Annotated in this window: 20 protein-coding genes; 9 read left to right on the top strand and 11 right to left on the bottom strand. The window is 60.3% G+C overall.

Translation table 11 applies throughout. The features are described from left to right. The first annotated feature begins 11 nt into the window (after positions 1-11). From ubiG to IH404_RS09445, 3 genes are all read left to right on the top strand, one after another. Positions 12-710: a bifunctional 2-polyprenyl-6-hydroxyphenol methylase/3-demethylubiquinol 3-O-methyltransferase UbiG gene (gene ubiG, locus IH404_RS09455; protein ID WP_003172645.1), complete on the top strand. Its 699-nt coding sequence runs from the start codon at positions 12-14 to the stop codon at positions 708-710. A 4-nt stretch (positions 711-714) separates the two neighbouring features. Next, positions 715-1,386 carry an N-acetylmuramic acid 6-phosphate phosphatase MupP gene (gene mupP / locus IH404_RS09450; protein WP_005786289.1) on the top strand — a complete coding sequence of 224 codons (672 nt, stop codon included), beginning with the start codon at positions 715-717 and terminating at the stop codon, positions 1,384-1,386. 177 nt (positions 1,387-1,563) lie between these two features. Continuing rightward, positions 1,564-2,304 (top strand): YciK family oxidoreductase, encoded by a 741-nt coding sequence (locus tag IH404_RS09445; RefSeq protein WP_005786287.1) that lies wholly within the window; start codon positions 1,564-1,566, stop codon positions 2,302-2,304. 117 nt (positions 2,305-2,421) lie between these two features. On the opposite strand, the gene IH404_RS09440 is transcribed toward IH404_RS09445, so the two are convergent. From IH404_RS09440 to IH404_RS09415, 6 genes are read right to left on the bottom strand one after another with little or no spacing between them, the layout of a single operon-like run. Then, entirely contained in the window at positions 2,422-3,936 is a 1,515-nt protein-coding gene (locus tag IH404_RS09440; protein ID WP_194440331.1) for an ABC transporter substrate-binding protein, read from the bottom strand. Positions 3,937-3,967: 31 nt separating this feature from the next. After that, positions 3,968-4,939: an ABC transporter ATP-binding protein gene (locus tag IH404_RS09435; protein ID WP_194440330.1), complete on the bottom strand. Its 972-nt coding sequence runs from the start codon at positions 4,937-4,939 to the stop codon at positions 3,968-3,970. Further along, positions 4,936-5,892 (bottom strand): ABC transporter ATP-binding protein, encoded by a 957-nt coding sequence (locus tag IH404_RS09430; RefSeq protein WP_194440329.1) that lies wholly within the window; start codon positions 5,890-5,892, stop codon positions 4,936-4,938. Before IH404_RS09430 ends, IH404_RS09435 begins: the two co-directional genes overlap by 4 nt. Beyond that, entirely contained in the window at positions 5,889-6,746 is an 858-nt protein-coding gene (locus tag IH404_RS09425; protein WP_005786281.1) for an ABC transporter permease, read from the bottom strand. Before IH404_RS09425 ends, IH404_RS09430 begins: the two co-directional genes overlap by 4 nt. Next, positions 6,743-7,690 carry an ABC transporter permease gene (locus IH404_RS09420; RefSeq protein WP_005786280.1) on the bottom strand — a complete coding sequence of 316 codons (948 nt, stop codon included), beginning with the start codon at positions 7,688-7,690 and terminating at the stop codon, positions 6,743-6,745. The genes IH404_RS09425 and IH404_RS09420 overlap by 4 nt, the downstream gene beginning before the upstream one ends. A gap of 3 nt (positions 7,691-7,693) precedes the next feature. After that, entirely contained in the window at positions 7,694-8,581 is an 888-nt protein-coding gene (locus tag IH404_RS09415) for a proline iminopeptidase-family hydrolase (protein WP_005786278.1), read from the bottom strand. Between the two features lie 183 nt (positions 8,582-8,764). Here IH404_RS09415 and IH404_RS09410 point away from each other — a divergent pair, with 183 nt between their 5' ends. Both IH404_RS09410 and IH404_RS09405 read left to right on the top strand, forming a co-directional pair. Continuing rightward, complete coding sequence (locus IH404_RS09410; RefSeq protein ID WP_005786276.1) at positions 8,765-9,529, top strand: LuxR family transcriptional regulator; 765 nt, start codon at positions 8,765-8,767, stop codon at positions 9,527-9,529. A gap of 90 nt (positions 9,530-9,619) precedes the next feature. Beyond that, the gene (locus IH404_RS09405; RefSeq protein WP_194440328.1) at positions 9,620-10,552 is read left to right on the top strand and encodes a proline iminopeptidase-family hydrolase; all 933 of its coding nucleotides are present in this window, start codon (positions 9,620-9,622) and stop codon (positions 10,550-10,552) included. A gap of 100 nt (positions 10,553-10,652) precedes the next feature. Here IH404_RS09405 and IH404_RS09400 read toward each other — a convergent pair whose 3' ends face one another. Next, a complete protein-coding gene (locus IH404_RS09400; protein WP_032877188.1) occupies positions 10,653-12,155 on the bottom strand; it encodes a nucleobase:cation symporter-2 family protein in 1,503 nt (500 codons plus the stop codon). A gap of 157 nt (positions 12,156-12,312) precedes the next feature. Here IH404_RS09400 and IH404_RS09395 point away from each other — a divergent pair, with 157 nt between their 5' ends. After that, entirely contained in the window at positions 12,313-13,146 is an 834-nt protein-coding gene (locus IH404_RS09395) for a nucleoside-binding protein (protein ID WP_194440327.1), read from the top strand. Positions 13,147-13,272: 126 nt separating this feature from the next. Here IH404_RS09395 and punC read toward each other — a convergent pair whose 3' ends face one another. Beyond that, entirely contained in the window at positions 13,273-14,457 is a 1,185-nt protein-coding gene (gene punC / locus IH404_RS09390) for a purine nucleoside transporter PunC (RefSeq protein WP_005786270.1), read from the bottom strand. A 122-nt stretch (positions 14,458-14,579) separates the two neighbouring features. Here punC and punR point away from each other — a divergent pair, with 122 nt between their 5' ends. Beyond that, positions 14,580-15,494, top strand: a complete 915-nt coding sequence (punR, locus tag IH404_RS09385; protein WP_005786268.1) for a DNA-binding transcriptional activator PunR — start codon at positions 14,580-14,582, stop codon at positions 15,492-15,494. Positions 15,495-15,519: 25 nt separating this feature from the next. Here the strand turns inward: punR and IH404_RS09380 are convergent, their stop codons facing one another. Then, positions 15,520-16,689 carry an aspartate aminotransferase family protein gene (locus tag IH404_RS09380; RefSeq protein WP_194440326.1) on the bottom strand — a complete coding sequence of 390 codons (1,170 nt, stop codon included), beginning with the start codon at positions 16,687-16,689 and terminating at the stop codon, positions 15,520-15,522. A gap of 102 nt (positions 16,690-16,791) precedes the next feature. Between IH404_RS09380 and IH404_RS09375 the strand changes: the two genes are divergently transcribed. Next, positions 16,792-17,697: a LysR family transcriptional regulator gene (locus tag IH404_RS09375; RefSeq protein WP_005786265.1), complete on the top strand. Its 906-nt coding sequence runs from the start codon at positions 16,792-16,794 to the stop codon at positions 17,695-17,697. Here the strand turns inward: IH404_RS09375 and IH404_RS09370 are convergent. Both IH404_RS09370 and fabV read right to left on the bottom strand, forming a co-directional pair. After that, positions 17,675-18,316 carry an HAD family phosphatase gene (locus IH404_RS09370; protein WP_194440325.1) on the bottom strand — a complete coding sequence of 214 codons (642 nt, stop codon included), beginning with the start codon at positions 18,314-18,316 and terminating at the stop codon, positions 17,675-17,677. The genes IH404_RS09375 and IH404_RS09370 overlap by 23 nt on opposite strands. A 214-nt stretch (positions 18,317-18,530) precedes the next feature. Continuing rightward, the gene (gene fabV / locus IH404_RS09365) at positions 18,531-19,724 is read right to left on the bottom strand and encodes an enoyl-ACP reductase FabV (RefSeq protein WP_194440324.1); all 1,194 of its coding nucleotides are present in this window, start codon (positions 19,722-19,724) and stop codon (positions 18,531-18,533) included. 277 nt (positions 19,725-20,001) lie between these two features. Here fabV and IH404_RS09360 point away from each other — a divergent pair, with 277 nt between their 5' ends. Next, complete coding sequence (locus IH404_RS09360) at positions 20,002-20,826, top strand: aspartyl/asparaginyl beta-hydroxylase domain-containing protein (RefSeq protein WP_194440323.1); 825 nt, start codon at positions 20,002-20,004, stop codon at positions 20,824-20,826. Positions 20,827-20,910: the final 84 nt, after the last annotated feature.

Genomic DNA, 20,910 nt, shown 5'->3' with positions numbered 1-20,910 from the left:
GAGGATTCATCATGAGCAACGTCGACCACGCCGAAATCGCCAAATTCGAAGCCCTCGCCCACCGCTGGTGGGACCGCGAGAGCGAGTTCAAACCCCTGCACGACATCAATCCACTGCGGGTCAACTGGATTGACGAGCGCGTCAACCTGGCCGGCAAGAAGGTGCTGGACGTGGGTTGCGGCGGCGGCATCCTCAGCGAAGCCATGGCTCAACGCGGCGCGACCGTGATGGGCATCGACATGGGCGAAGCGCCATTGGCCGTGGCGCAGTTGCACCAGCTTGAATCCGGCGTGAGCGTGGAATACCGCCAGATCACTGCCGAAGCCCTGGCCGAGGAAATGCCCGAGCAGTTTGACGTGGTGACCTGCCTGGAAATGCTCGAACACGTGCCGGACCCATCCTCTGTGATCCGTGCGTGCTTCCGTATGGTCAAGCCCGGCGGCCAGGTGTTCTTCTCCACCATCAACCGCAACCCCAAGGCTTACCTGTTCGCGATCATTGGCGCCGAATACATCATGAAGCTGCTGCCGCGTGGCACCCATGACTTCAAGAAATTCATCCGCCCCTCCGAGCTGGGTGCGTGGAGCCGTCAGGCCGGGCTGACCGTCAAGGACATCATCGGCCTGACCTACAACCCGCTGACCAAGCACTACAAGCTGGCCAGCGATGTTGACGTCAACTACATGATCCAGACCCTGCGCGAGGAGTAAGCCTGTGAAGTTGCGAGCGGTTCTCTTCGACATGGACGGTACCCTGCTGGATACCGCGCCGGACTTTATCGCCATCTGCCAGGCCATGCGCGCCGACCGCGGCCTGGATCCGATCAACCCGCAGCACATCCGCGATGAGATCTCCGGCGGTGCGCGGGCGATGGTTGCCGTGACCTTTTCAATGGACCCTGAATCACCCGGCTTTGAAGAGCTGCGCCAGGAATTCCTGGAGCGCTACCTCAAGGACTGCGCGGTGCACAGCAAACTGTTCGACGGCATGGCCGAGTTGTTGGAAGACATCGAGAAGGCCAAGCTGATCTGGGGTGTGGTCACCAACAAGCCCGTGCGCTTTGCCGAACCGATCATGCAGCGGCTGGGCCTGGCCGAGCGCTCGGCCGTGCTGATCTGCCCGGACCACGTGAAGAACAGCAAGCCGGACCCGGAGCCGATGATTCTGGCGTGCAAGCTGCTCGACCTCGACCCGGCGAGCGTATTGTTCGTGGGCGATGACCTGCGTGATATCGAATCCGGCCGCGATGCCGGTACGCGCACGGCGGCGGTCACCTACGGCTATATCCACCCGGACGACAACCCGCGTCACTGGGGCGCTGACGTGGTGGTGGATCACCCGCTGGAATTGCGCAAGGTGCTGGATAACGCGCTGTGCAGTTGCTGATTGTTCGAAGATCTCAACAACAATGAGATCAATGTGGGAGCTGGCTTGCCTGCGATAGCGGTCTGCCAGCCAGCACATCTGCCGACAGGTACTCCGCCATCGCAGGCAAGCCAGCTCCCACAGGAAATGGATTCCACTTTGAGTGGTGTATCACCTTGAATTTTGTCGAGGCTATTTATGTTTGATTATTCTGCCCCTCCAGAACTGCTCAAAGGCCGGGTCATCCTGGTCACCGGCGCCGGCCGCGGGATTGGCGCAGCAGCGGCAAAGACCTATGCCGCCCATGGCGCGACCGTGCTGTTGCTGGGCAAGACCGAAGCCAACCTGGCCCAGGTATATGACCAGATCGAAGCCGCCGGCCAGCCGCAACCGGTGGTGATCCCGTTCAACCTGGAGACCGCCCTGCCCCATCAATACGATGAGCTGGCAGCGATGATCGAAAAAGAATTCGGCCGCCTCGACGGCCTGTTGCACAACGCCTCGATCATCGGCCCACGCACGCCGATCGAGCAGTTGTCCGGCGAGAATTTCATGCGCGTGATGCATGTGAACGTCAACGCGATGTTCATGCTGACCAGCACCTTGCTGCCGCTGCTCAAGCTGTCCCAGGATGCATCGGTGGTGTTCACCTCCAGCAGCGTCGGGCGTAAGGGGCGGGCGTATTGGGGGGCTTATGGTGTGTCCAAGTTTGCTACCGAAGGCTTGATGCAAACCCTGGCCGATGAGCTGGAAGATGTAGCGGCAGTGCGCGCCAACAGCATCAACCCGGGCGGTACACGCACGAGTATGCGGGCCCAGGCGTATCCCGGTGAGAACCCGATGGAGCGGCCAGCACCGGAAGAGATCATGCCGGTGTACCTGTACCTGATGGGGCCGGACAGTGCCGGCATCAATGGACAGGCATTTGATGCGCAGTAAGCCCTGACACACTGCAAAAAATGTGGGAGCTGGCTTGCCTGCGATAGCGGTGGTGAATGTTCCATCGCCATCGCAGGCAAGCCAGCTCCCACATTGCTTTGTGGTGTAGTCAAAAACTCAGTTTTTGACCACTTCCTCCAAGGTGAAGCGCCCCAGCGGGTTCTGCAGGAAGTTACTCACATTCTTGCGTGAAATATTGATGTACGGGCTGTAGTACAGGTCAATCCAGTTCACATCCTGTTTCGCCAGTTTCTGCAACTCGACATACATCTGCTCACGCTTGGCCGGGTCTGCCTCGACTCGCGCCGCAGCTACCAGCGCCTTGACCTTGTCGTTCTTGTAGCGGGTCATGTAGTTCTGGTTGGTGTCGTGGCCCAGCACGAAGGTGGTTTTCTGGTCCGGGTCGAGGATGTCGTTGGTCCAGTACATCACCGAAATATCGTACTCACCGTCCACCAGCATCTGCCAGCTTTGGGTCGGGTCGACCTTTTGCAGGTTGGCGGTGACGCCGACCTTGGCCAACTGGTCCTTGATGATCACCGCAATCTGCTCGTCGGCCTCGTTGCCGGCGTTGACCACGTAGTTGAGCTTCAAGTCCTTGGCACCGGCCTCTTCCAGCAGTTTCCTGGCCTCAGTCGGGTCATAAGGACGTTGCAGGTTGTTGGCGTAGTGGTACAGCGAGCCTTTGGGAATGTAGGAATACGCCACGGTGCCTTGACCGTAAGTAGCGGTTTTCACCAGCGATTGTTTGTCGATGGCCATGTCCAATGCCTGGCGCACCTGCGGCTTGGCGAGCAAACCGTGCTCGTGGTTGATCAACAAGTGATCTTCACGGGTAGACGGGTCGGCGTGGATCACCACGTTCTTGTCTTTCTTCAGCTCTTCGACCCGCGAGAACGGTACGAAGATCGCTGTGTCGAGTTCGTTGTTCTGCACCATGCGCATACGGGTGTTGTCGTCGGTCACCGACACCCATTCCACGCCGTCGAGACTGACGTTATTGGCCTGCCAGAAATCCGGGTTCTTCTTCAGGATCACCCGGTCGCCCTTGCGCCACTCTTGCACGGTAAACGCACCGGACGTCACCGGGTTTTCCGAGTAGGCGTCTTCGCCCATCGTGGTCATGGCTTTTTCCGACAGGATCGACACCGTCGGCGACGCCAGTTGCGAGAGGAAGGCCACCGCCGGGGTTTTCAGAGTGACCACCAGGGTCTTCGCATCGCTGGCCTTGGCGGTGTTGATCAGGCTGAACGGATCGCTCCACAACGACGCCTTGTTGTCACGAATGCGCAGCAGGCTGAACGCCGCATCGGCAGCGGTGATCGGCGAGCCGTCGGAGAACTTCGCTTCGCGCAGTTTGAAGGTATACGTCAGGCCGTCTTTGGAAATGTCCCAGCTTTCGGCCAGGCCCGGTTCCATCTTGGTGCCCAGGTTATCCACGCGCACCAGGGTGTCGTAGACGTTGGCAAATACCCAAGTGTCGCGGTTTTGCGCGCTTTTGATCGGGTCAAAGGTGGTGCTGTCTTCACGGCAGCCGATGGTGAGGACACCGGCGGCCTGGGCCAGGCCTGCGGTCAGCGACCAGGCGGTCAGCGTAGCGGCGGCGAGCAACTTCAAGTGGCGCGATTGCATATCACAACTCCTTGTTAATGAATGGCAGAGGTCAAGGCAAAGGTTCTTCAAGCACGCAACTGTACCGATGCTCGTGCAGGAAATGGGTCGGCGGCAACACCGCGGAACACACGGCTCGCGCATACCGGCAACGCGGGTGAAACGCACAGCCTGTAGGCAGATTCAGTGGACTGGGTGGCTCACCCGGCAAGGGATGCGCGGGCAACGGCCGATGCGGGTCAATCTCGGGAATCGCCTCGATCAACGCCGCCGTGTACGGATGACGCGGCGTGGTGAACACCGCTTCCACCGGCCCTTCTTCGACGATCTTGCCCAGGTACATCACCGCCACGCGGTCGCACAGGCGCCGCACGATGGCCAGGTCATGGGCGATAAACAGGATCGCCAGGTTCATGCGTTGTTGCAGTTCCAGCAGCAAGTTGATGATCTGGCCCTGGATCGACACATCCAGCGCGGCCACGCATTCATCGGCAATGATCAGGCGCGGCTCCACCGCCAGTGCCCGGGCGATGCCGACGCGCTGGCATTGGCCGCCGCTGAGGGAGCCCGGTTTGCGCCCGGCCAACTCGGGGCGCAGGCCCACCAGTTCCAGCAGCTCGTTGACGCGTGCCGGGATCTGCTCCACAGCCACCTTGCGCTGCATGCGCAACACCTCGGCGAGGGTTTCGCCGATACTGTGCCGGGGGTTCAGCGCGGCGTACGGGTCCTGGAAAATCATCGCGGTTTCATGGCGCAGGCGGGCGATGTCGATGGCGCTGCCGTGAGCCATATCGATACCGTCAAACAGCACCTGGCCGGCGCTGATCGGGTTGAGGTGCAAAATCGCCCGGCCCAGGGTGCTCTTGCCGCTGCCGGACTCGCCCACCAAGCCGAGGGTTTCACCGGCGACAAGGTTCAGCGACACCCCGTTCACCGCCCTCACCCACTGCTTGTTCAAACCGAACAGGCCACTGCCGGACGCGGCAAAACGTACCTCCAGGTCCTTGATCTGCAACAGGCTCATGGTCGCCCTCCCAACGGATAGTGACAGGCCACGCGTGCGCCTTGGGGCAACAGCTCGGCGCATAAGGCCCCGGCCTGCGGGCAACGCGGATTAAAGCGGCAACCGTCAGGCAAGGCATCGAGCAACGGCGGCTGGCCAGGGATGGTGCGCAACAAGGCATGACCGCTGCTGTGGGCCGGCTGGCAGTCGATCAGCCCAGCGGTGTACGGATGCTGTGGCCGCGCCAGCAGTTCGTATTTGCTGCCGTGCTCGCACAGGCGCCCAGCGTACATCACCGCGATGGAGTCGCAGGTTTGCGCGACCACGCCCAGGTCATGGGTGATCATGATGATCGACAGGCCACGCTGGTCACGCAGGTCGAGCAACAGGCGCAGGATTTGCGCCTGCACCGTCACATCCAGAGCCGTGGTCGGCTCGTCGGCAATCAGCACTTTCGGGTTGCAGCCCAGGGCCACAGCGATCATCGCGCGCTGGCGCATACCGCCGGAAAACTCATGGGGATAGTTGTCGACCCGCGCCTGCGGGTCCGGGATTCCGACCTGGCGCAATACCTCGATAGCCTGCGCGCGCGCGTCCTTTTTCGACGCACCTTGATGCAGGCGGATGCCCTCGGCGATCTGCTCGCCAATGCGCATCAGCGGATCCAGGTGGCTGCTGGGGTTCTGGAAGATCATGCCCAGTTGCCCGCCCCGCACGGCGCGCATACCGGCGTCATTCAGTTGCAGCAGGTCCTGGCCGGCCAGGCGTACGGCGCCACCTTGCACACGCAGGCCGGGCGATGGCAGCAGGCGCATCAAGCCGCGGCAGGCCATGGTCTTGCCCGACCCGCTCTCACCCACCAGGCCGAGAATCTCACCTTCGGCCAGGTCAAAGGACACACGATCTACCAAGGTGACATCACGCCCGCTGTTGTTGGCGATCACGCTGAGGTCGCGCACTTGCAGCAGGCTCACGAGCGGTCCCCCAACACTTGCGCGACACCGTCGGCCAACAGGCTAAAGCCCATGGCCAGGGTCACAATGGCCAACCCCGGGAAGGTGCAGATCCACCAGGCCGTGGTGATAAAGGCTTGCCCCTCGGCCACCATCGTCCCCCACTCCGCAGTAGGCGGTTGCACGCCCAGGCCCAGGTAACTCACGGCGGCGCCGTTGAGCAACACCAGCACCGCGTCAGACATGGAAAACACGATGGAGCCAAACAGGGCATTGGGCAGCAAATGCCGGAACAGAATGCGCCCATGGCCAAACCCCAGGCTCTTGGCGGCCAGGGCAAACTCGCTTTCCTTGAGCACCAGAATCTGCGAGCGAATCAACCGCGCATACGACACCCAGCCCACCAGTGCCATGGCGATATAAAAGCTCTGCAAGCCAGGCCCCAGAATGGCCATGATCGCCAGCATCAGCACCAGGAACGGGAACGCCAGCACCACATCGATCACGCGCATACAGAAACTGTCGAAACGCCCACCCACATAACCGGACACCGCGCCGACGAAAGTGCCGATGATGAACGGGAAGATCACCCCGACAATCGCCAGTTGCAGGTCGATGCGCGCGCCCCAGATCACCCGCGATAACACATCCCGGCCGTAATTGTCGGTACCCAGCGGATGGGCAAGGCTGGGCGCCAGCAAACTCATGTCGGTGTTTTGCGCGATGGGGTCAAACGGTGCGATCCACGGCGCAAACAGCGCCAGGGCCAGCCACGTCAACAGGATCAGTAGGCCCCAGGCGGCGGTCAGGCGGCCATTGCGAAAGCCAAAGCGCAGGCGCAAGCGCCAGGGTGCAATCAGTGGGCGGCTGCTCATTGCATCTTCACCCGTGGGTCGAGCGCTACCGTCACTATGTCGGCGACGAAGTTGACCACCACCGTGGCACAGGCCAGCACCATCGCCACGCCCTGCACCACCATGTAGTCACGGGTGAAAATACCGCGCACCAGCAATTGGCCGATGCCCGGAATCGCAAACAGGCTTTCGATGACCACCGTACCGCTGATCAGCCAGCCGATGTTGACCGCCAGCAGGTTGACGGCCGGCACCAGGGAGTTAGGCAGTACATGCCGACGAAACACCGCAGCCTCGGACAAGCCTCGGGCCCGGGCGGCGGTGACATGATCGGCCTGCAGCTCCATCAACATACTCGCCCGCAGGTTGCGCACCAGCACCGCCGAAAGCGCCAGGGCGATGGTCAGGCACGGCAACACCATATGGTGGGCCTTGTCCAGCCAGGTCCGCCCATAGCCAGACACCGGGAACAGGCCCCATTGCACGCTCAGCAGCAGGATCAGCATCAAGCCCAGCCAGAACGCCGGCATCCCCAGGCCGACCGTGGTGAAAACGCGGATCAGGTTGTCCGCCCAACCGCCTTTGTGACGCGCCGCTACTGTCGCCAGCGGCACCGCGATCAGCAACGCCAGGGCCACGCTGCCCAGCACCAGCATCAGCGTCGGCTCGATGCGGGTAACGATCAGTTTCAGCGCGTCGACCTTGTACAGCAGCGATTGGCCGAGGTCGCCCTTGAGCAGGTTTTTCAGGAAGTAGAAGTATTGCAGCCACAAGGGCTGGTCGAGGCCGAACTGGGCACGGATTTTCAGCAGCGCATCCGGCGTACTGCGCGAGCCAAGCAAAGCCCGCGCTGGGTCGCCGGGGATCGAGCGCACCAACACAAAAGTGATCAGGCTGATGCCAAACAGCACCGGCAGCAGTTGCAACGGCCGGGACAGGACAAAACGGTAACGCGCCAGGTTCATCCGTCAGCCTCGGTGGCGAGCGAGAAAGTCCAGCAGCACCGGGAAGTACGCTTGAGGTTCCTCATAAAACGGCATATGGCTGCTATTGGGGAATACGTGCAGTTCGGCGTGTGTGGCGGCCAGCTTCATGCGCATGGCGCAGGCGGGGGTCAGTTCGTCGTGCTGGCCGGTCGTGATCAGGATCGGCATCCGGAATTCAGCCATCTCCTTGAGGCGGTTCCAGTCCTTGAGGTTGCCGATATAAAGGAACTCGTTGGGGCCCTGCATGGTTGCGTAGGGCCCCATGTTCCAGTCGCCCAGGGAGCGTTTGAGCGGCTCCGGCCACTCGTCGAGGCGGCACACATGGCGGTAGTTGAGCAAGGTGATGGCGGCCTGATATTGCGGGTGGTCGAGGGCGCCCATGGCTTCGTGGCGCTGCATCATGGCCACGGTTTCGCTGCCCAGGGCGCCACGCAGGCGTTCGAGTTCCTGGGACAGATGAGGAATGTCGCCGACGGTGTTTTCCAGGATCAGGCTTTTCAGCGCATCGGGATAATGGATGGCGTATTCGATACCGAGCCAACCGCCCCAGGAATGCCCGAGCAAATGCACGCGGCCCAGGCCCAGGGCTTGGCGCACGGTCTCGACTTCCTCGACATAACGGCGGATTTCCCACAGCGCAACATCGGTCGGTCTGGCTGATGCGCCCGTGCCAAGCTGGTCGAATGCAACCACTCGCAGGTTATGCGCTTTGAGCCAGCCATGAGCGTCACGCAGATAGTCACACGGCAGGCCTGGGCCGCCGTTGAGACACAGCAGCACTTCATCGCCTTCGCCAAAGCTGTAGACCACGAGGTTATGGCCGTCGACTTGTACGTTGTACTGCTGGTCGGGGGCAATTTCACGCCACATGCATACATTCCTTGTGTTGTATCGGCCTGGCGGGTAGCGGCCGTTTATCAGGTCAACACTACCGAGGATACCGTGCGTCCATAACCTAGTATTTCTTATAGGTTTGGCCTGGCTGTCCTTCGCCGGGGCGTGGCATTCTACTTGCAGCAAGTCGAGATTCAAATGAATTCGGGAGCAGAACGGATGCTTGCCAAGCTGACCGCCTTCAATAATCGCCTCATGCCGGGCAGGAGCCTGGATGAACAGATGGACAATACGTTTATCCTTGCCCAACAACTGGGCTTCGATGCGCTGGTGTACGACTACACGCCGGTGCCCATCGACCTCAATGGCACGCTGATTACCCCCTCGGTGTTGCAACTGCGCAACACACCGCCCGACTGGCACGCCTTATGGTGCAGCGAAGGGTTTTACCAGATCGACCCGGTGCAGCACCTGGCGTTGAGCACGGTATCGCCGTTTGTCTGGTCCTATGAAGCGAAAACCGAGACCGCCCTGCAAAAGATCATCGACCCGTGCCACGCCCCCGTTTCCTCGTACCTGCACGAACGTGAACTGACCTGCGGCGTCAGCGTGCCCATTCACTTGCCCCGTGGTGGCTTCGCATCGCTGACCGGCCTGCGCACCGGCAAGGCGCGCACGGTGTTGAAGGACGCACAGCACACATTGGCCGACTTCAGCCTGATTACCCACGCCCTGCAGGAAGCGGCTTACCCGTTGTTCAGCAAGGAACTGCGCGCCTACCCGCACATCCACCTGACCAAGCGCGAACGCGAATGCCTGAAATGGGCCGCCGATGGGCTGACCGCCGCCGAAATCGCCACCAAACTGAGCCGCTCCCTGGCAGTCGTCACCCTGCACCTGGCCTCGGCCATGCACAAGCTGGGGGCCAAGAACCGCGTCCAAGCGGTGGTGCGGGCCACCCATTACCGCTTGCTGGAAGGTTGAGTTTTCGCAAAAACCTAGCTGTTTTGCTAGTTACCTAAACTTTTTGTTCAGATTATCGTAACCCTGATCATTTTTTTCAGAGGGTACGAAATGGAATTCATCGAAAAAGTTCGCGAAGGCTTCGCACCCTTTGGCGCCTACCAGACCTGGTATCGCGTCACCGGTGACCTGGGCACGGGCCGCACGCCGCTGGTGATCATCCATGGCGGCCCGGGCTGCACCCACGATTACGTCGATGCCTTCAAGGATGTCGCCGCCAGCGGCCACGCGGTGATCCACTATGACCAACTGGGCAACGGTCGCTCCACGCACCTGCCCCACAAAGATCCTTCGTTCTGGACCATCGGCCTGTTCCTCGACGAGTTGAACAACCTGCTGGACCACCTGCAGATCAGCGAGGACTACGCGATCCTCGGTCAATCCTGGGGCGGTATGCTGGGCAGCGAACACGCGATCTTGCAGCCCAAGGGCCTGCGCGCGTTTATCCCCGCCAACTCACCGACCTGTATGCGCACCTGGGTCAGCGAAGCCAATCGCCTGCGTAAACTGCTGCCCGAAGGCGTGCACGAAACCCTGCTCAAACATGAACAGGCCGGCACTTATCAAGACCCGGAATACCTGGCGGCCTCGCGGATTTTCTATGACCAGCACGTGTGCCGGGTCAACCCATGGCCCGAGGAAGTGGCGCGCACCTTTGCCCAGGTCGACGCAGACCCGACGGTGTACCACGCCATGAGCGGCCCGACTGAATTCCACGTGATCGGCAGCTTGAAGGACTGGAATGTGATTGGCCGCCTGGACGCGATCAAAGTGCCGACCCTGGTGATTTCCGGTAGGCATGACGAGGCCACACCGCTGGTGGTCAAGCCGTTTCTGGATGAGATAGCAGACGTGCGCTGGGCACTGTTTGAAGACTCCAGCCACATGCCCCATGTGGAAGAACGCCAGGCGTGCATGGGGACCGTGGTGAAGTTTCTGGATGAGGTGTGTTCAATGCCGCACAAAGCCCGCAAGGCTGGCTAGATTCCAATGTGGGAGGGGGCTTGCTCCCGATGACGGTGTATCAGTCAATATCTTCAGTGGCTGACACACTGCTATCGGGAGCAAGCCCCCTCCCACATTTTTAGACCTCAGTGGTTTCGGGTTTTGCAGCTTTCTTCGAGGTATCCGCTACCAGGGGAATCTCCTTACCCTCTGCATCAAACAACTTCCCACCCCGGTAGTAATCCCCATCACGCAACGCGGCCACATCGCGGAAGCACAAACTACGCTCAGTCCCCGCCACAAACACTGACTGCTGGTCCGAGTTACCCGCGGTGAAGTGGTTGAACGCCAGGTTCAGCAGGATCGCCATGATCGCCGACGAACTGATGCCCGAGTGGAAGATGGTCGCGAACCAGCTCGGGAACTGATCGTAAAAGCTCGGCGCGGCGATGGGGATCATGCCAAAGCCGATGGACGTGGCAACGATGATCAGGTTCATGTTGTTGCGGTAATCCACCTTGGACAGCGTACGAATGCCACTGGCCGCGACCGTGCCGAACAACACGATCCCCGCGCCACCCAGCACCGAGGTGGGCACCGCCGCGATCACCCGCCCCATAAAGGGCAACAGGCCCAGCACCACCAGGAACACCCCGCCGGTGGCCACCACAAAGCGGCTCTTCACCCCGGTCACCGCCACCAGGCCGACGTTCTGGGCGAACGCGCTTTGGGTGAACGAACCGAAGATCGGCGCGAACATACTCGACAGCATGTCGGCGCGCAGGCCATTGCCCAGGCGCTTGGAGTCAACCTTGGTGTCGATGATCTCGCCCACCGCGAGGATGTCCGCCGAGGTTTCCACCAGCGTCACCATCACCACGATGCACATGGAAATGATCGCGGCCACATGAAAGGTCGGCATACCAAAGTGGAAAGGTGTAGGAAAGCCAAACATCGGCCCTTGCGTGACGCTGGAGAAGTCAGCCATGCCAAGCAGTACGGCGATTACTGTGCCGATCACCATTGCCAGCAGGATAGACAAACGCGAGATGGTAGCGCTGCCGATTTTGCTCAATAGCAGCACCAGCACCAGAGTCAGGGCCGCGAGGCCGACATTCGACATACTGCCGAAATCCGCCGCACGGCTGTTGCCGCCCATGGCCCAGCGCGCAGCCACTGGCATCAGCGTCAGACCGATAGTGGTGATCACGATGCCGGTCACCAGTGGCGGAAAAAATTTGGTAATGCGTGAAAACACCGGGGTGATCAACAGGCCGATCAACGACGCGGCCATCACCGCACCGAGAATTGCCGGAATACCTCCCGCCCCGTCGCTGCCAACAATCGCCACCATGGTCGCCACACCCGCGAACGACACGCCCTGCACCAGTGGCAACTGACAGCCGAAGAACGGCAGGCCAAGGGTTTGCAGCAACGTGGCCAAGCCACCGGCAAATAACGACGCGGCAATCAACAGACCAATATCCGCCGGCGACAACCCGGCGGCCTGGCCGACGATCAACGGCACGGCGACGATGCCGCCGTACATGGTGAGTACATGCTGCAGGCCGTAAGCCATGTTGGCGGCAACGCCCAGATTTTCATCTTCGGGCCGCTGCGGTGACGCCTTCGGGATAGTCATGGTGAGGGGGTCTCTGTTTTTGTTGTGCGCTCACTGTATGCAATGTTCAGACTGTATGTCCATAGAGTTGTATACAATCAATCGAACAAGATACCCTCCCGCGGCGTTACAAAAACAATCCGGCCGTCATGAGCCAGAACGCCAAAGGACAAAAATAATGAAAAAGGCACTACAGGGCGCAACCGTTGCATTGACCCTTCTGGGCGGTGGTGAGGCTGTGGCAGTGGAATGGATGAACAACAGCGTAGGATTTCGCTACGGCCAGCACTTCACCAATCCGAACAACCCCGACGATTTCAGCAAGCGCATCTACAGCTTCACCCACGCCAGCGGCTACCGCTACGGCAGCAACTTCCTCAACCTCGATGTGTTTCTGTCCGATAGCCGCGACCCACGCAAGGGCACCGACCATGGCGGCAGCGAGGTGTATGCCGTGTACCGGCACCAGCTATATGCCTCGCGCGTGTTCGATCTGCCGCCGGGTACCGGGTTGATCAAGGATTACGCCCTGACCCTGGGTTTCGACGCCAACCGCAACAACAACTTCGCCTCAGCCAAAAAGCGCGCGCTGTTGATCGGCCCGACCTTGAAGTTCAACACCGTCGGCGTGCTGGACCTGAGCCTGATGTACTACAAGGAAAAGAACCACACCGGCATTCCCGGCGCACAAGAGTCGAACCACACCTTCGACGACACCTACATGCTTAACCTGACGTGGATGCGCCCGTTCGAGGTCGGCAACCATGCGGCGAAATTCCAGGGGTTTATCAATTACGTCGGGGAGAAAGGCGAGGACTACCATGGCCGCGATACGGCACCGGAAGCGCTCATGCGCACGGCGCTGATGGTGGCGGTACGGCCGGGTAAAAGCGTCAAGCCGAACCTGTACCTGGGGGTGGGGTATGAATACTGGCATAACAAATTCGGCGTGGACGGTGGCCGGGGAACCCGCACCTCAACCCCCACCCTGAACATGGAAGTGGCGTTCTAACTGAAGAAACTCAAAAAATGTGGGAGCTGGCTTGCCTGCGATAGCGGTGTATCAGTGCCAGATGGGCTAACTGACAGACCGCTATCGCAGGCAAGCCCCCTCCCACAGTTTGATCGTATTGTCAGCTCAGGCGCTGGCCAGTTCGGAAGTATTGCGCTTCGGCCGTGCCAGCCAATACCCCAACACCGCCAGCGGCGCCGTCGCCAACATCACAATCACCGTGATCATCAGCGGTTGCTCGATCATCGACGACACCAACAAGCTGGCCAGGAAGCACAGGCCCAGTTGCAGGGTGTTTTGCAGGGCCGCGGCCTTGCCGGAGTTTTCTGCAAACGGCATCAGCGCATTCGCCACCACGATCGGGTAGCTGGCGCCGTTGCACAGCGCCATCAGGCAGAACGGAATCAGTAAGGTGGTCAGGGTCGGCACGCTCAAGGTGGCCACCAGGTACAGCGCCACCATGCTCAGGCAATAGGCGCCCAGCAACCACGGCAACAGGGTTTTGCCCGCCAGGTGCTGCAAGGCGCTGCGGCAACTGTAGCCGCCAACGAGAAACGCCAGGGTCGGCAGTACGTAGCTCAGGCCGATGTCATTCGGGCTGTAGCCCATGCCGCCGAGGATGAACGGCGAGGCCGTGAGCCATGCGAAGAAGCTGGCCGAACAGGCGGCGAAAATCATCACGTTGCCGGTAAACACCCGCGAGGTGAGCAACTGTCCGTACCCCAGACGCGTGGGTCCGCCCTTGTGCTCCACACGCTTGGGCAGACTACGCAGGAACAAGGTCGGCAACAGCAGCAATAGCGAGACCACCAGCAACACGCCGAAGATCGCCTGCCAGCCAAAGTGATTCAACACCATGGCGCCCAACAACGGTGCAAGAGCCGGCGACAGCGACATCAATGGCATGATGCTGGCGAAGACGCGATGGGCCTTGTCGGCCGGGTAGCGATCAATCACCAATGCCTGCCAGCTCACGGCTGCGGCACACACGCCAATCGCCTGTATAAAGCGCAGCGCCAGCAGTTGTGGGGTGGTCTCGACCCAGAACATGCCCAGGCAACCGAGCACAAACAGGCTCAGGCCGGCAAGCAGGATGGGTTTGCGCCCCAAGCGGTCCGAGAGCGGCCCCCACACCAACTGCCCCACCGCAAAGCCGGCGAGAAAAATGCTCAAGCTGGCGCCCACCGCGCCAGCACCAATATTCAACTGCTCGCCCATGGCGCCAAACGCCGGCAAGTACATGTCCATGGCGAGATAGCCGAGCATACTCAGCCCCGCCAGATACCAGGTAAAACCAAAAGAATTTTTCATCGAAGCCTTGTAAAAACTGCCATCAAACTATTTGCTGACTGGCGCCCATTATGAAGCTGACAAAATCTGTGTGAAGCGATAATAATTGGACACTCTCATCAATAATTTTGAAGGCAGCCCACATGTGGTCGGAATATTCTCTGGATGTGGTCGACGCCGTCGCCCGTCACGGCAGCTTCAGCGCCGCCGCCCAGGAACTGCACCGCGTACCGTCGGCCATCAGTTACACCGTACGCCAACTTGAAGAATGGCTGGCCGTGCCCTTGTTTGTGCGCCGGCATCGCGACGTGGAACTGACCCCCGCAGGCCGCCTGTTTATCGACGAAGCCCGCAGCGTGATGAAGAAAATGCTCGGCACCCGACGCTTGTGCCAGCAGGTGGCCAATGGCTGGAGCGGCCAGTTGAAGGTGGCGGTGGACTCCATCGTCAAACCCCAACGCTGCCGCCAACTGGTGCTGGACTTCTATCGGCAGTTTCCCGAGGTGGAACTGCTGCTCGAATACGAGGTGTACAACGGCGTATGGGATGCGCTGGCCGATGAGCGCACCGACATCGTGATCGGCGCCACCAGCGCGGTGCCGGTGGCGAGTCACTTCAGCTTCCGCGACATGGGCCTGCTGAACTGGCTGTGTGTGGTCAGTGTTCGGCACCCCTTGGCGGCGGTGGAAGGCTTGCTCAGTGATGACCAATTGCGCCCTTTCGCCTCACTGTGCATGACCGACACCTCGCGCAATCTGCCCAAGCGTGACACCTGGACCCTGGATAACCAGCGCCGCCTGGTGGTGCCCAACTGGGCTTCGGCCCTGGATTGCCTACGCGATGGGCTGTGTGTAGGGATGGCGCCGGCCCATCAGGTATTGCCATGGATCGAGCGCGGCGAGTTGGTGGCGCTGCAATTGAGCCGGCCCTTTCCAGCCAGCCCATCATGCGTGGCGTGGGCGCAGAGCAAGCTTTCGCCGGCCATGGCGTGGTTGCTGGAATACCTGGGAGATACCGAAACCATGAACCAGGAATGGCTGAATGGCCCCTCCCTCTGAACCCCTCCCACACTTTGATTGCATTTCAAGCCAGTAGTCGGGTGATGGCACGTACGATCATTTCGACTTCCTTGCTGTGCAACGTCAGCGGCGGCAACAGGCGAATGATCTTGCCCCGTGTGACGTTGATCAGCAGCCCGTGCTCCTGGGCGGCACGTTGGGCCAGGTCGCGATAAGGGCTGGCCAGCTCAATCCCGATCATCAAGCCTTTGCCACGAATTGCCCGGACGTGCGGGTGCCCGTCCAGCTCCATGCGCAAGCGCGCCAGCAAGTGTTCGCCCTGGTGTGCGGCGTTTTGCAACAAGCCTTGCTCATGAATGATATCCAGCACGGTGCAACCGACACGGCACGCCAGCGGGTTGCCACCAAAGGTACTGCCATGGCTGCCTGGAGTGAACAGCGCAGCAACCGCGGCACGGGCCAGACAGGCGCCGATGGGCACGCCGTTGCCGAGGCCTTTGGCCAGGGTCATGACGTCTGGCACGATCCCTTCGTGCTGGAAGGCAAACCAGGCGCCAGTGCGCCCGATGCCGGTCTGGATTTCGTCGAGCATCATCAGCCAGCCGTGGCGCGTGCAGTGATCGCGCAAGGCTTTGAGATAACCCACTGGCGCCACCACCACACCACTTTCACCCTGGATCGGCTCAAGCAGCACGGCTGCGATGCGCGTGCCGAACTGCGCAGTGATCACCTCCAAAGCCTGCATATCGCCAAAGCCTACCTTGATGAAATCCCCCGGCAGGCGCTGAAAGCCCAGGCGCACCGATGGCCCGTCACTGGCGGCCATGGTGCCCAGCGTGCGGCCGTGAAAGGCGTTTTCCATCACCACCACCAACGGCTGTTCAATGCCTTTTTTCCAGCCATGCAAGCGCGCCAGTTTCAGGGCTGTCTCGTTGGCCTCAGCGCCGGAGTTGTTGAAGAACGCTCGATCGAGCCCCGACAGCTGCGCCAGGCGCTGGGCCAGCTGTTGTTGCCAGTCGATGCTGTAGAGGTTGGAGGTGTGCAGCAGCAAGCCGGCCTGTTCACTGATGGCCGCCACCAGCCTGGGGTGGGAATGGCCGACATTGGTCACTGCCACGCCGGCGACAGCGTCCAGGTATTCGCGGCCCTGCTGGTCCCAGAGGCGCGTGCCCAGGCCACGGGTGAAGCTCAGGGCCAAGGGTTGGTAGGTGCTCATCAGGCAGGCGGCGGTCATGGTTGCGGCTCCAGTGCATCGTTGCGGTGATGGAAGTATCGTTAACCACCTGCGCTGGATAAACTGCGAATATCTGCAATGACTTTAAATCAGGGCTTGATAATGGATCTTTTTCAGGCAATGTCGGTATACGTGAAAGTGGTCGAAACCGGCAGCATGACTGCCGCCGCGCAAGAATGCGGGATGTCGACCACCATGGTGGGCAACCATCTGCGGGCGCTGGAGCAACGGCTGGGTGTGAGCTTGCTCAAACGCACCACGCGTAAGCAGAACCTGACCGAATTTGGCGGGCAATATTACCAGCGCTGCCTGGAAGTGCTGGGGCTGGTGGCGGACTCCGAACTGCTGGCCGAGCAGATCCACAGCGAAGCCCCTAAAGGCAGCCTGCGTATCACCGCGCCTCCTGTGTTCGGCACCGAACGCCTGGTGCCGGCCTTGAGCGAGTTTTCCCAGCGTTATCCACTTATCGACCTGTACGTAGTGCTGGGCAATGAACGCATGGACCTGGTCGACAGTGGCTTCGACGTAGCGATCCGTCTCGGTGAACTGGGGACCTCCAGCCTGATCGCCCGACCCATGCAGCCCTACACGCTCACCCTCTGCGCATCACCTGCCTACCTGGCGCGACGCGGCACGCCGCAGACCCCGCAGGACCTGCAACAACATGACTGCCTGGCGTTCGCCTACCCTGCGAACGACAACTGGCGTGACACCGACAAACTGTGGCGCATGAGCGAGGATAGCAGCGAGGTGGAGGTTCCGGTGGCGGGTTCATTGACCATCAACAGCTCGCAAGGCTTGCGCCAGGCGGCCGTCAACGGCATGGGCATCACGATGCTGGCCGATGCCCTGGTGCAACCGGACCTGGAGAGCGGCAAGCTGGTGGCCCTGTTAACCACGTATAAATTGCCCAGCCGCCCGATGCACCTGCTGTATCGCCATGACCGTTACCGCCTGCCCAAGCTGCGGGCATTCGTCGATTTCGTCATGGAAAAGTGGGCACATTAAAGGCCACGCCCAACGCCCGCAGACGCGCGGCGGTACGCTCGGCAGATACATGATGAATGCCCTGCCAGCCCAACGCGATAGCAGCCTCGGTGTTGCCGGCGACATCGTCAATAAACACCACTTCACTCGGTTTTATGTCCGGCAGGTGAGCGCGGACCTGATCAAGGCTGGCGTGGTAGATCGCCGGGTCAGGCTTGATCAATTTCAATTCGCCGGACACGACGATGTTTCGAAAGAGTTGCAGGAACGGATAGTGGGCCCGGGCGTAGGGGAAGGTCTCCGCCGACCAGTTAGTAAGCCCGAACAACGGCATATCGGCCTTGTGCAAGGCCTTGAGAATCGCCACGCCGTCGGCTAACTCACCGCGCAGCATCTCGTGCCAGCGCTCGTAGTAAGCCTGGATCAAGGGTTCGTGATCGGGATGCAGGTCAATCAGGGTGCGGGTGGCTTCGGCCAGGGTACGACCGGCATCTTGCTCGGTGTTCCAGGCCTGGGTGCAGATGTTGTCGAGAAACCACTGCCGCTCTGCCTCATCGGCAATCAGCTTGCGGTACAGGTGCTGCGGGCTCCAGTCGAACAGGACACCGCCGAAATCAAAAACTACTGCACGAATCGTCATCAGATCCTCCGTTAGCGTGGCTTGATAGCAGCTGGAGTCTGGCAGATCTGGAAGAGAGAGGCGCGCGTCGGGGCGTAAGAAGTGTCTGAAAAGACTCGGATCAAATGTGGGAGGGGGCTTGCTCCCGATAGCAGGGTATCAGCCACTGAAGATAGTGACTGATACGCCGCCATCGGGAGCAAGCCCCCTCCCACATTTTGGTCCGGATCAGACCTTAAGCTTGAATCAGGCCGTTGATTTTGACGGTCGGGTTCACATCCGCGTCGTAATCCACGCCATCGACTTCAAAGCCGAACAAGCGCAGGAACTCGGCCTTGTAGCCGGCAAAGTCGCTGATCTCATTGACGTTGTCGTCGGTAACCTGATTCCACAGCGCGGCCACGGCGTCCTGGACCTTGGGTTCCAGCTCAGCCAGGTCGGCGCGCAAGCGGCCATCGGCGTCGAGCTTAGGTTCTTTACCGTACAGGCTGTCCTTGAACAGGCCGTAGACTTGCTCGATGCAGCCTTCGTGGGTGCCCTGCTCTTTCATCACCTTGAACAGCAACGACAGGTACAGCGGCATGATCGGGATCGCCGAGCTGGCCTGGGTGACCACGGCCTTGAGCACCGACACGCGGGCGTCGCCCTTGAGCGCCGCGAGGTTTTCGCGCAGGGTCAGGACTTTCTTGTCCAGGTCTTTCTTGGCTTCGCCGATGGAGCCGTTCCAGTAGATGTCCTGGGTCAGCTTCTCACCGAGGTAGGTGAAGGCGGTGGTCTTGGCGCCTTCGGCCAACACATCGGCGTCACGCAGGGCATCGATCCACAGCTGCCAGTCTTCGCCGCCCATGACCTTCACGGTGCCGTCGATTTCTTCCTGGGTTGCAGGCTCAAGCGTGGTGTCGACCACCACGCCCTTGTCGGTGTTGATACCGCGCAGGGTGACGGCCTTGCCGATTGGCTTCAGGGTGGAGGTGTGCACCACGCCTTGCGGGTCGGTACGGCGCGGCGCGGCCAGGCTGTAGACCACCAGGTCGATCTTGCCCAGGTCTTTCTTGATGGTCTCGATGGTCAGGCGCTTGATCTCGTCGGAAAACGCGTCGCCGTTGATGCTCTTGGCGTACAGGCCTTTTTCCACGGCAAACTTCTCGAACGCCGCGCTGTTGTACCAGCCGGCGGAGCTCAGTTTGCCTTCTTCGCCTTCTTTCTCAAAAAACACGCCCAGGGTGTCGGCGCCGCAGCCAAACGCAGCACTGATGCGCGCGGCCAGGCCGTAGCCTGTGGAGGCACCGAGGACCAGTACCTTTTTAGGGCCGCCTTCGATGACGCCGTTTTTGGTTACGTAGTCGATCTGCTCTTTGACGTTCGCTTCACAGCCAACAGGGTGGGCGGTCACACAGATAAAGCCACGAACCCGCGGTTTGATGATCATAAAAATTTCTGCCTCTTCCAAGGTGCCGAAGGCCAATGGTGGCCATTCAACTTCAATCGTACCGGTCTATGACGTCCAAAAAACCGAAGCGTCACGATAGTCGCAAATCTTCTGTTCTCAAAATTCAATCCACAACGCCCCCGGCTCGCCCCAGCAGGGGGTTAAAAATTGTGCAGAGGCTTCACAATTTTCGAACCATTTAAAACGCCTGCGCGGCCCATAAAGCCCTATCATGACGATATTGTTTCATTATGTTTCAAAGTTGGAGCCATGTTTCATGAGCAAAAGTGCTGTCGGCAAGAAGCTGGTGTCCCTCGCCTGGGTACTCGGCGTGTTGCTATTGATGGGCTGTTTTCCGCGAACCTGCCTGGTGTTTCTGCTGCTGGTGGTGGTGTGCGGTGTCTATGATTTCTTGCGCAACGGCCTCTACGACCGCGCCACCATCAAGAAATACTTCATCGGCAACGGTCGCAATACCTGGGTGCTGGCACCGTTCAACACCCTGCTCGATCTGCTGAGCAGCCGCAACCGGCATGTCTATACCCTGCAAGACCTGCCACCGGCCTGGCGCGAAGACCTGCAACAGGTGATCGACGACGCCATGGCCCGCAAGGATGAAATCATCGGTTACCTGGACGAACGCATGGCCGAGAAGAAACGCGGCATGTTGTTTTTCCAGTGGTACGGCCGCCCCATCGAGACCACGCTGGATATCCCGCAACTGCGCAAGAAACTGCCATTCGTGAAGACCATCGGCGTCTCGGTGTTCAACGAAAACCGTTCCACGTCCTTTCACTTCGGCCCCCTGCGCATGATGTTCCGCGTGCTCTACAACATGGCCCCGGCGCCCCACCACGAAGGCGTGTATATCCAGGTAGGCAAGCACAAGCACTACTGGCACGACGACCCGCTGTTTATCTTCGATGACACCCTGATGCATGCGTCCTTCAACAAAAACGACGCCAAGCGCTACTGCCTGTTCATCGACATCGTGCGCCCGACCTTGCTGCCGTCAGTGCTCAACGCCGTGATCGCAGGCTTTGCCGGGCTGGTCTTTACCCTGCGTCGGGTTTTCTACAAAAACTGGAAGCTGATTCAGTAAGTTCTGCGGCATGATGGTGCTGGACGGTATTTGCGCTGGGCCTCGCGCCTGAGGTAAATAACCGTCTCGTGCGACCTTAATTGG

This window comes from Pseudomonas sp. OST1909 (genome assembly GCF_015277575.1).
Lineage (GTDB): Bacteria > Pseudomonadota > Gammaproteobacteria > Pseudomonadales > Pseudomonadaceae > Aquipseudomonas > Aquipseudomonas synxantha_A.
Note: the sequence above shows the minus strand (reverse complement) of the source record. Positions and strands in the feature narration are given on the sequence as shown.

Bases quoted from the DNA above. Each gene is read 5' to 3' on its own strand.
- IH404_RS09380 (WP_194440326.1), bottom strand. From the start codon at position 16,689: ATGACCGCCGCCTGCCTGATGAGCACCTACCAACCCTTGGCCCTGAGC.
- IH404_RS09415 (WP_005786278.1), bottom strand. From the start codon at position 8,581: ATGTGGCGTGAAATTGCCCCCGACCAGCAGTACAACGTACAAGTCGAC.
- IH404_RS09360 (WP_194440323.1), top strand. From the start codon at position 20,002: ATGAGCAAAAGTGCTGTCGGCAAGAAGCTGGTGTCCCTCGCCTGGGTA.
- IH404_RS09395 (WP_194440327.1), top strand. From the start codon at position 12,313: ATGAAAAAGGCACTACAGGGCGCAACCGTTGCATTGACCCTTCTGGGC.
- punR (WP_005786268.1), top strand. From the start codon at position 14,580: ATGTGGTCGGAATATTCTCTGGATGTGGTCGACGCCGTCGCCCGTCAC.
- IH404_RS09420 (WP_005786280.1), bottom strand. From the start codon at position 7,690: ATGAACCTGGCGCGTTACCGTTTTGTCCTGTCCCGGCCGTTGCAACTG.
- IH404_RS09425 (WP_005786281.1), bottom strand. From the start codon at position 6,746: ATGAGCAGCCGCCCACTGATTGCACCCTGGCGCTTGCGCCTGCGCTTT.
- IH404_RS09410 (WP_005786276.1), top strand. From the start codon at position 8,765: ATGCTTGCCAAGCTGACCGCCTTCAATAATCGCCTCATGCCGGGCAGG.
- IH404_RS09370 (WP_194440325.1), bottom strand. From the start codon at position 18,316: ATGACGATTCGTGCAGTAGTTTTTGATTTCGGCGGTGTCCTGTTCGAC.
- IH404_RS09435 (WP_194440330.1), bottom strand. From the start codon at position 4,939: ATGAGCCTGTTGCAGATCAAGGACCTGGAGGTACGTTTTGCCGCGTCC.
- ubiG (WP_003172645.1), top strand. From the start codon at position 12: ATGAGCAACGTCGACCACGCCGAAATCGCCAAATTCGAAGCCCTCGCC.
- IH404_RS09405 (WP_194440328.1), top strand. From the start codon at position 9,620: ATGGAATTCATCGAAAAAGTTCGCGAAGGCTTCGCACCCTTTGGCGCC.
- punC (WP_005786270.1), bottom strand. From the start codon at position 14,457: ATGAAAAATTCTTTTGGTTTTACCTGGTATCTGGCGGGGCTGAGTATG.
- IH404_RS09400 (WP_032877188.1), bottom strand. From the start codon at position 12,155: ATGACTATCCCGAAGGCGTCACCGCAGCGGCCCGAAGATGAAAATCTG.
- fabV (WP_194440324.1), bottom strand. From the start codon at position 19,724: ATGATCATCAAACCGCGGGTTCGTGGCTTTATCTGTGTGACCGCCCAC.
- IH404_RS09440 (WP_194440331.1), bottom strand. From the start codon at position 3,936: ATGCAATCGCGCCACTTGAAGTTGCTCGCCGCCGCTACGCTGACCGCC.
- IH404_RS09375 (WP_005786265.1), top strand. From the start codon at position 16,792: ATGGATCTTTTTCAGGCAATGTCGGTATACGTGAAAGTGGTCGAAACC.
- IH404_RS09445 (WP_005786287.1), top strand. From the start codon at position 1,564: ATGTTTGATTATTCTGCCCCTCCAGAACTGCTCAAAGGCCGGGTCATC.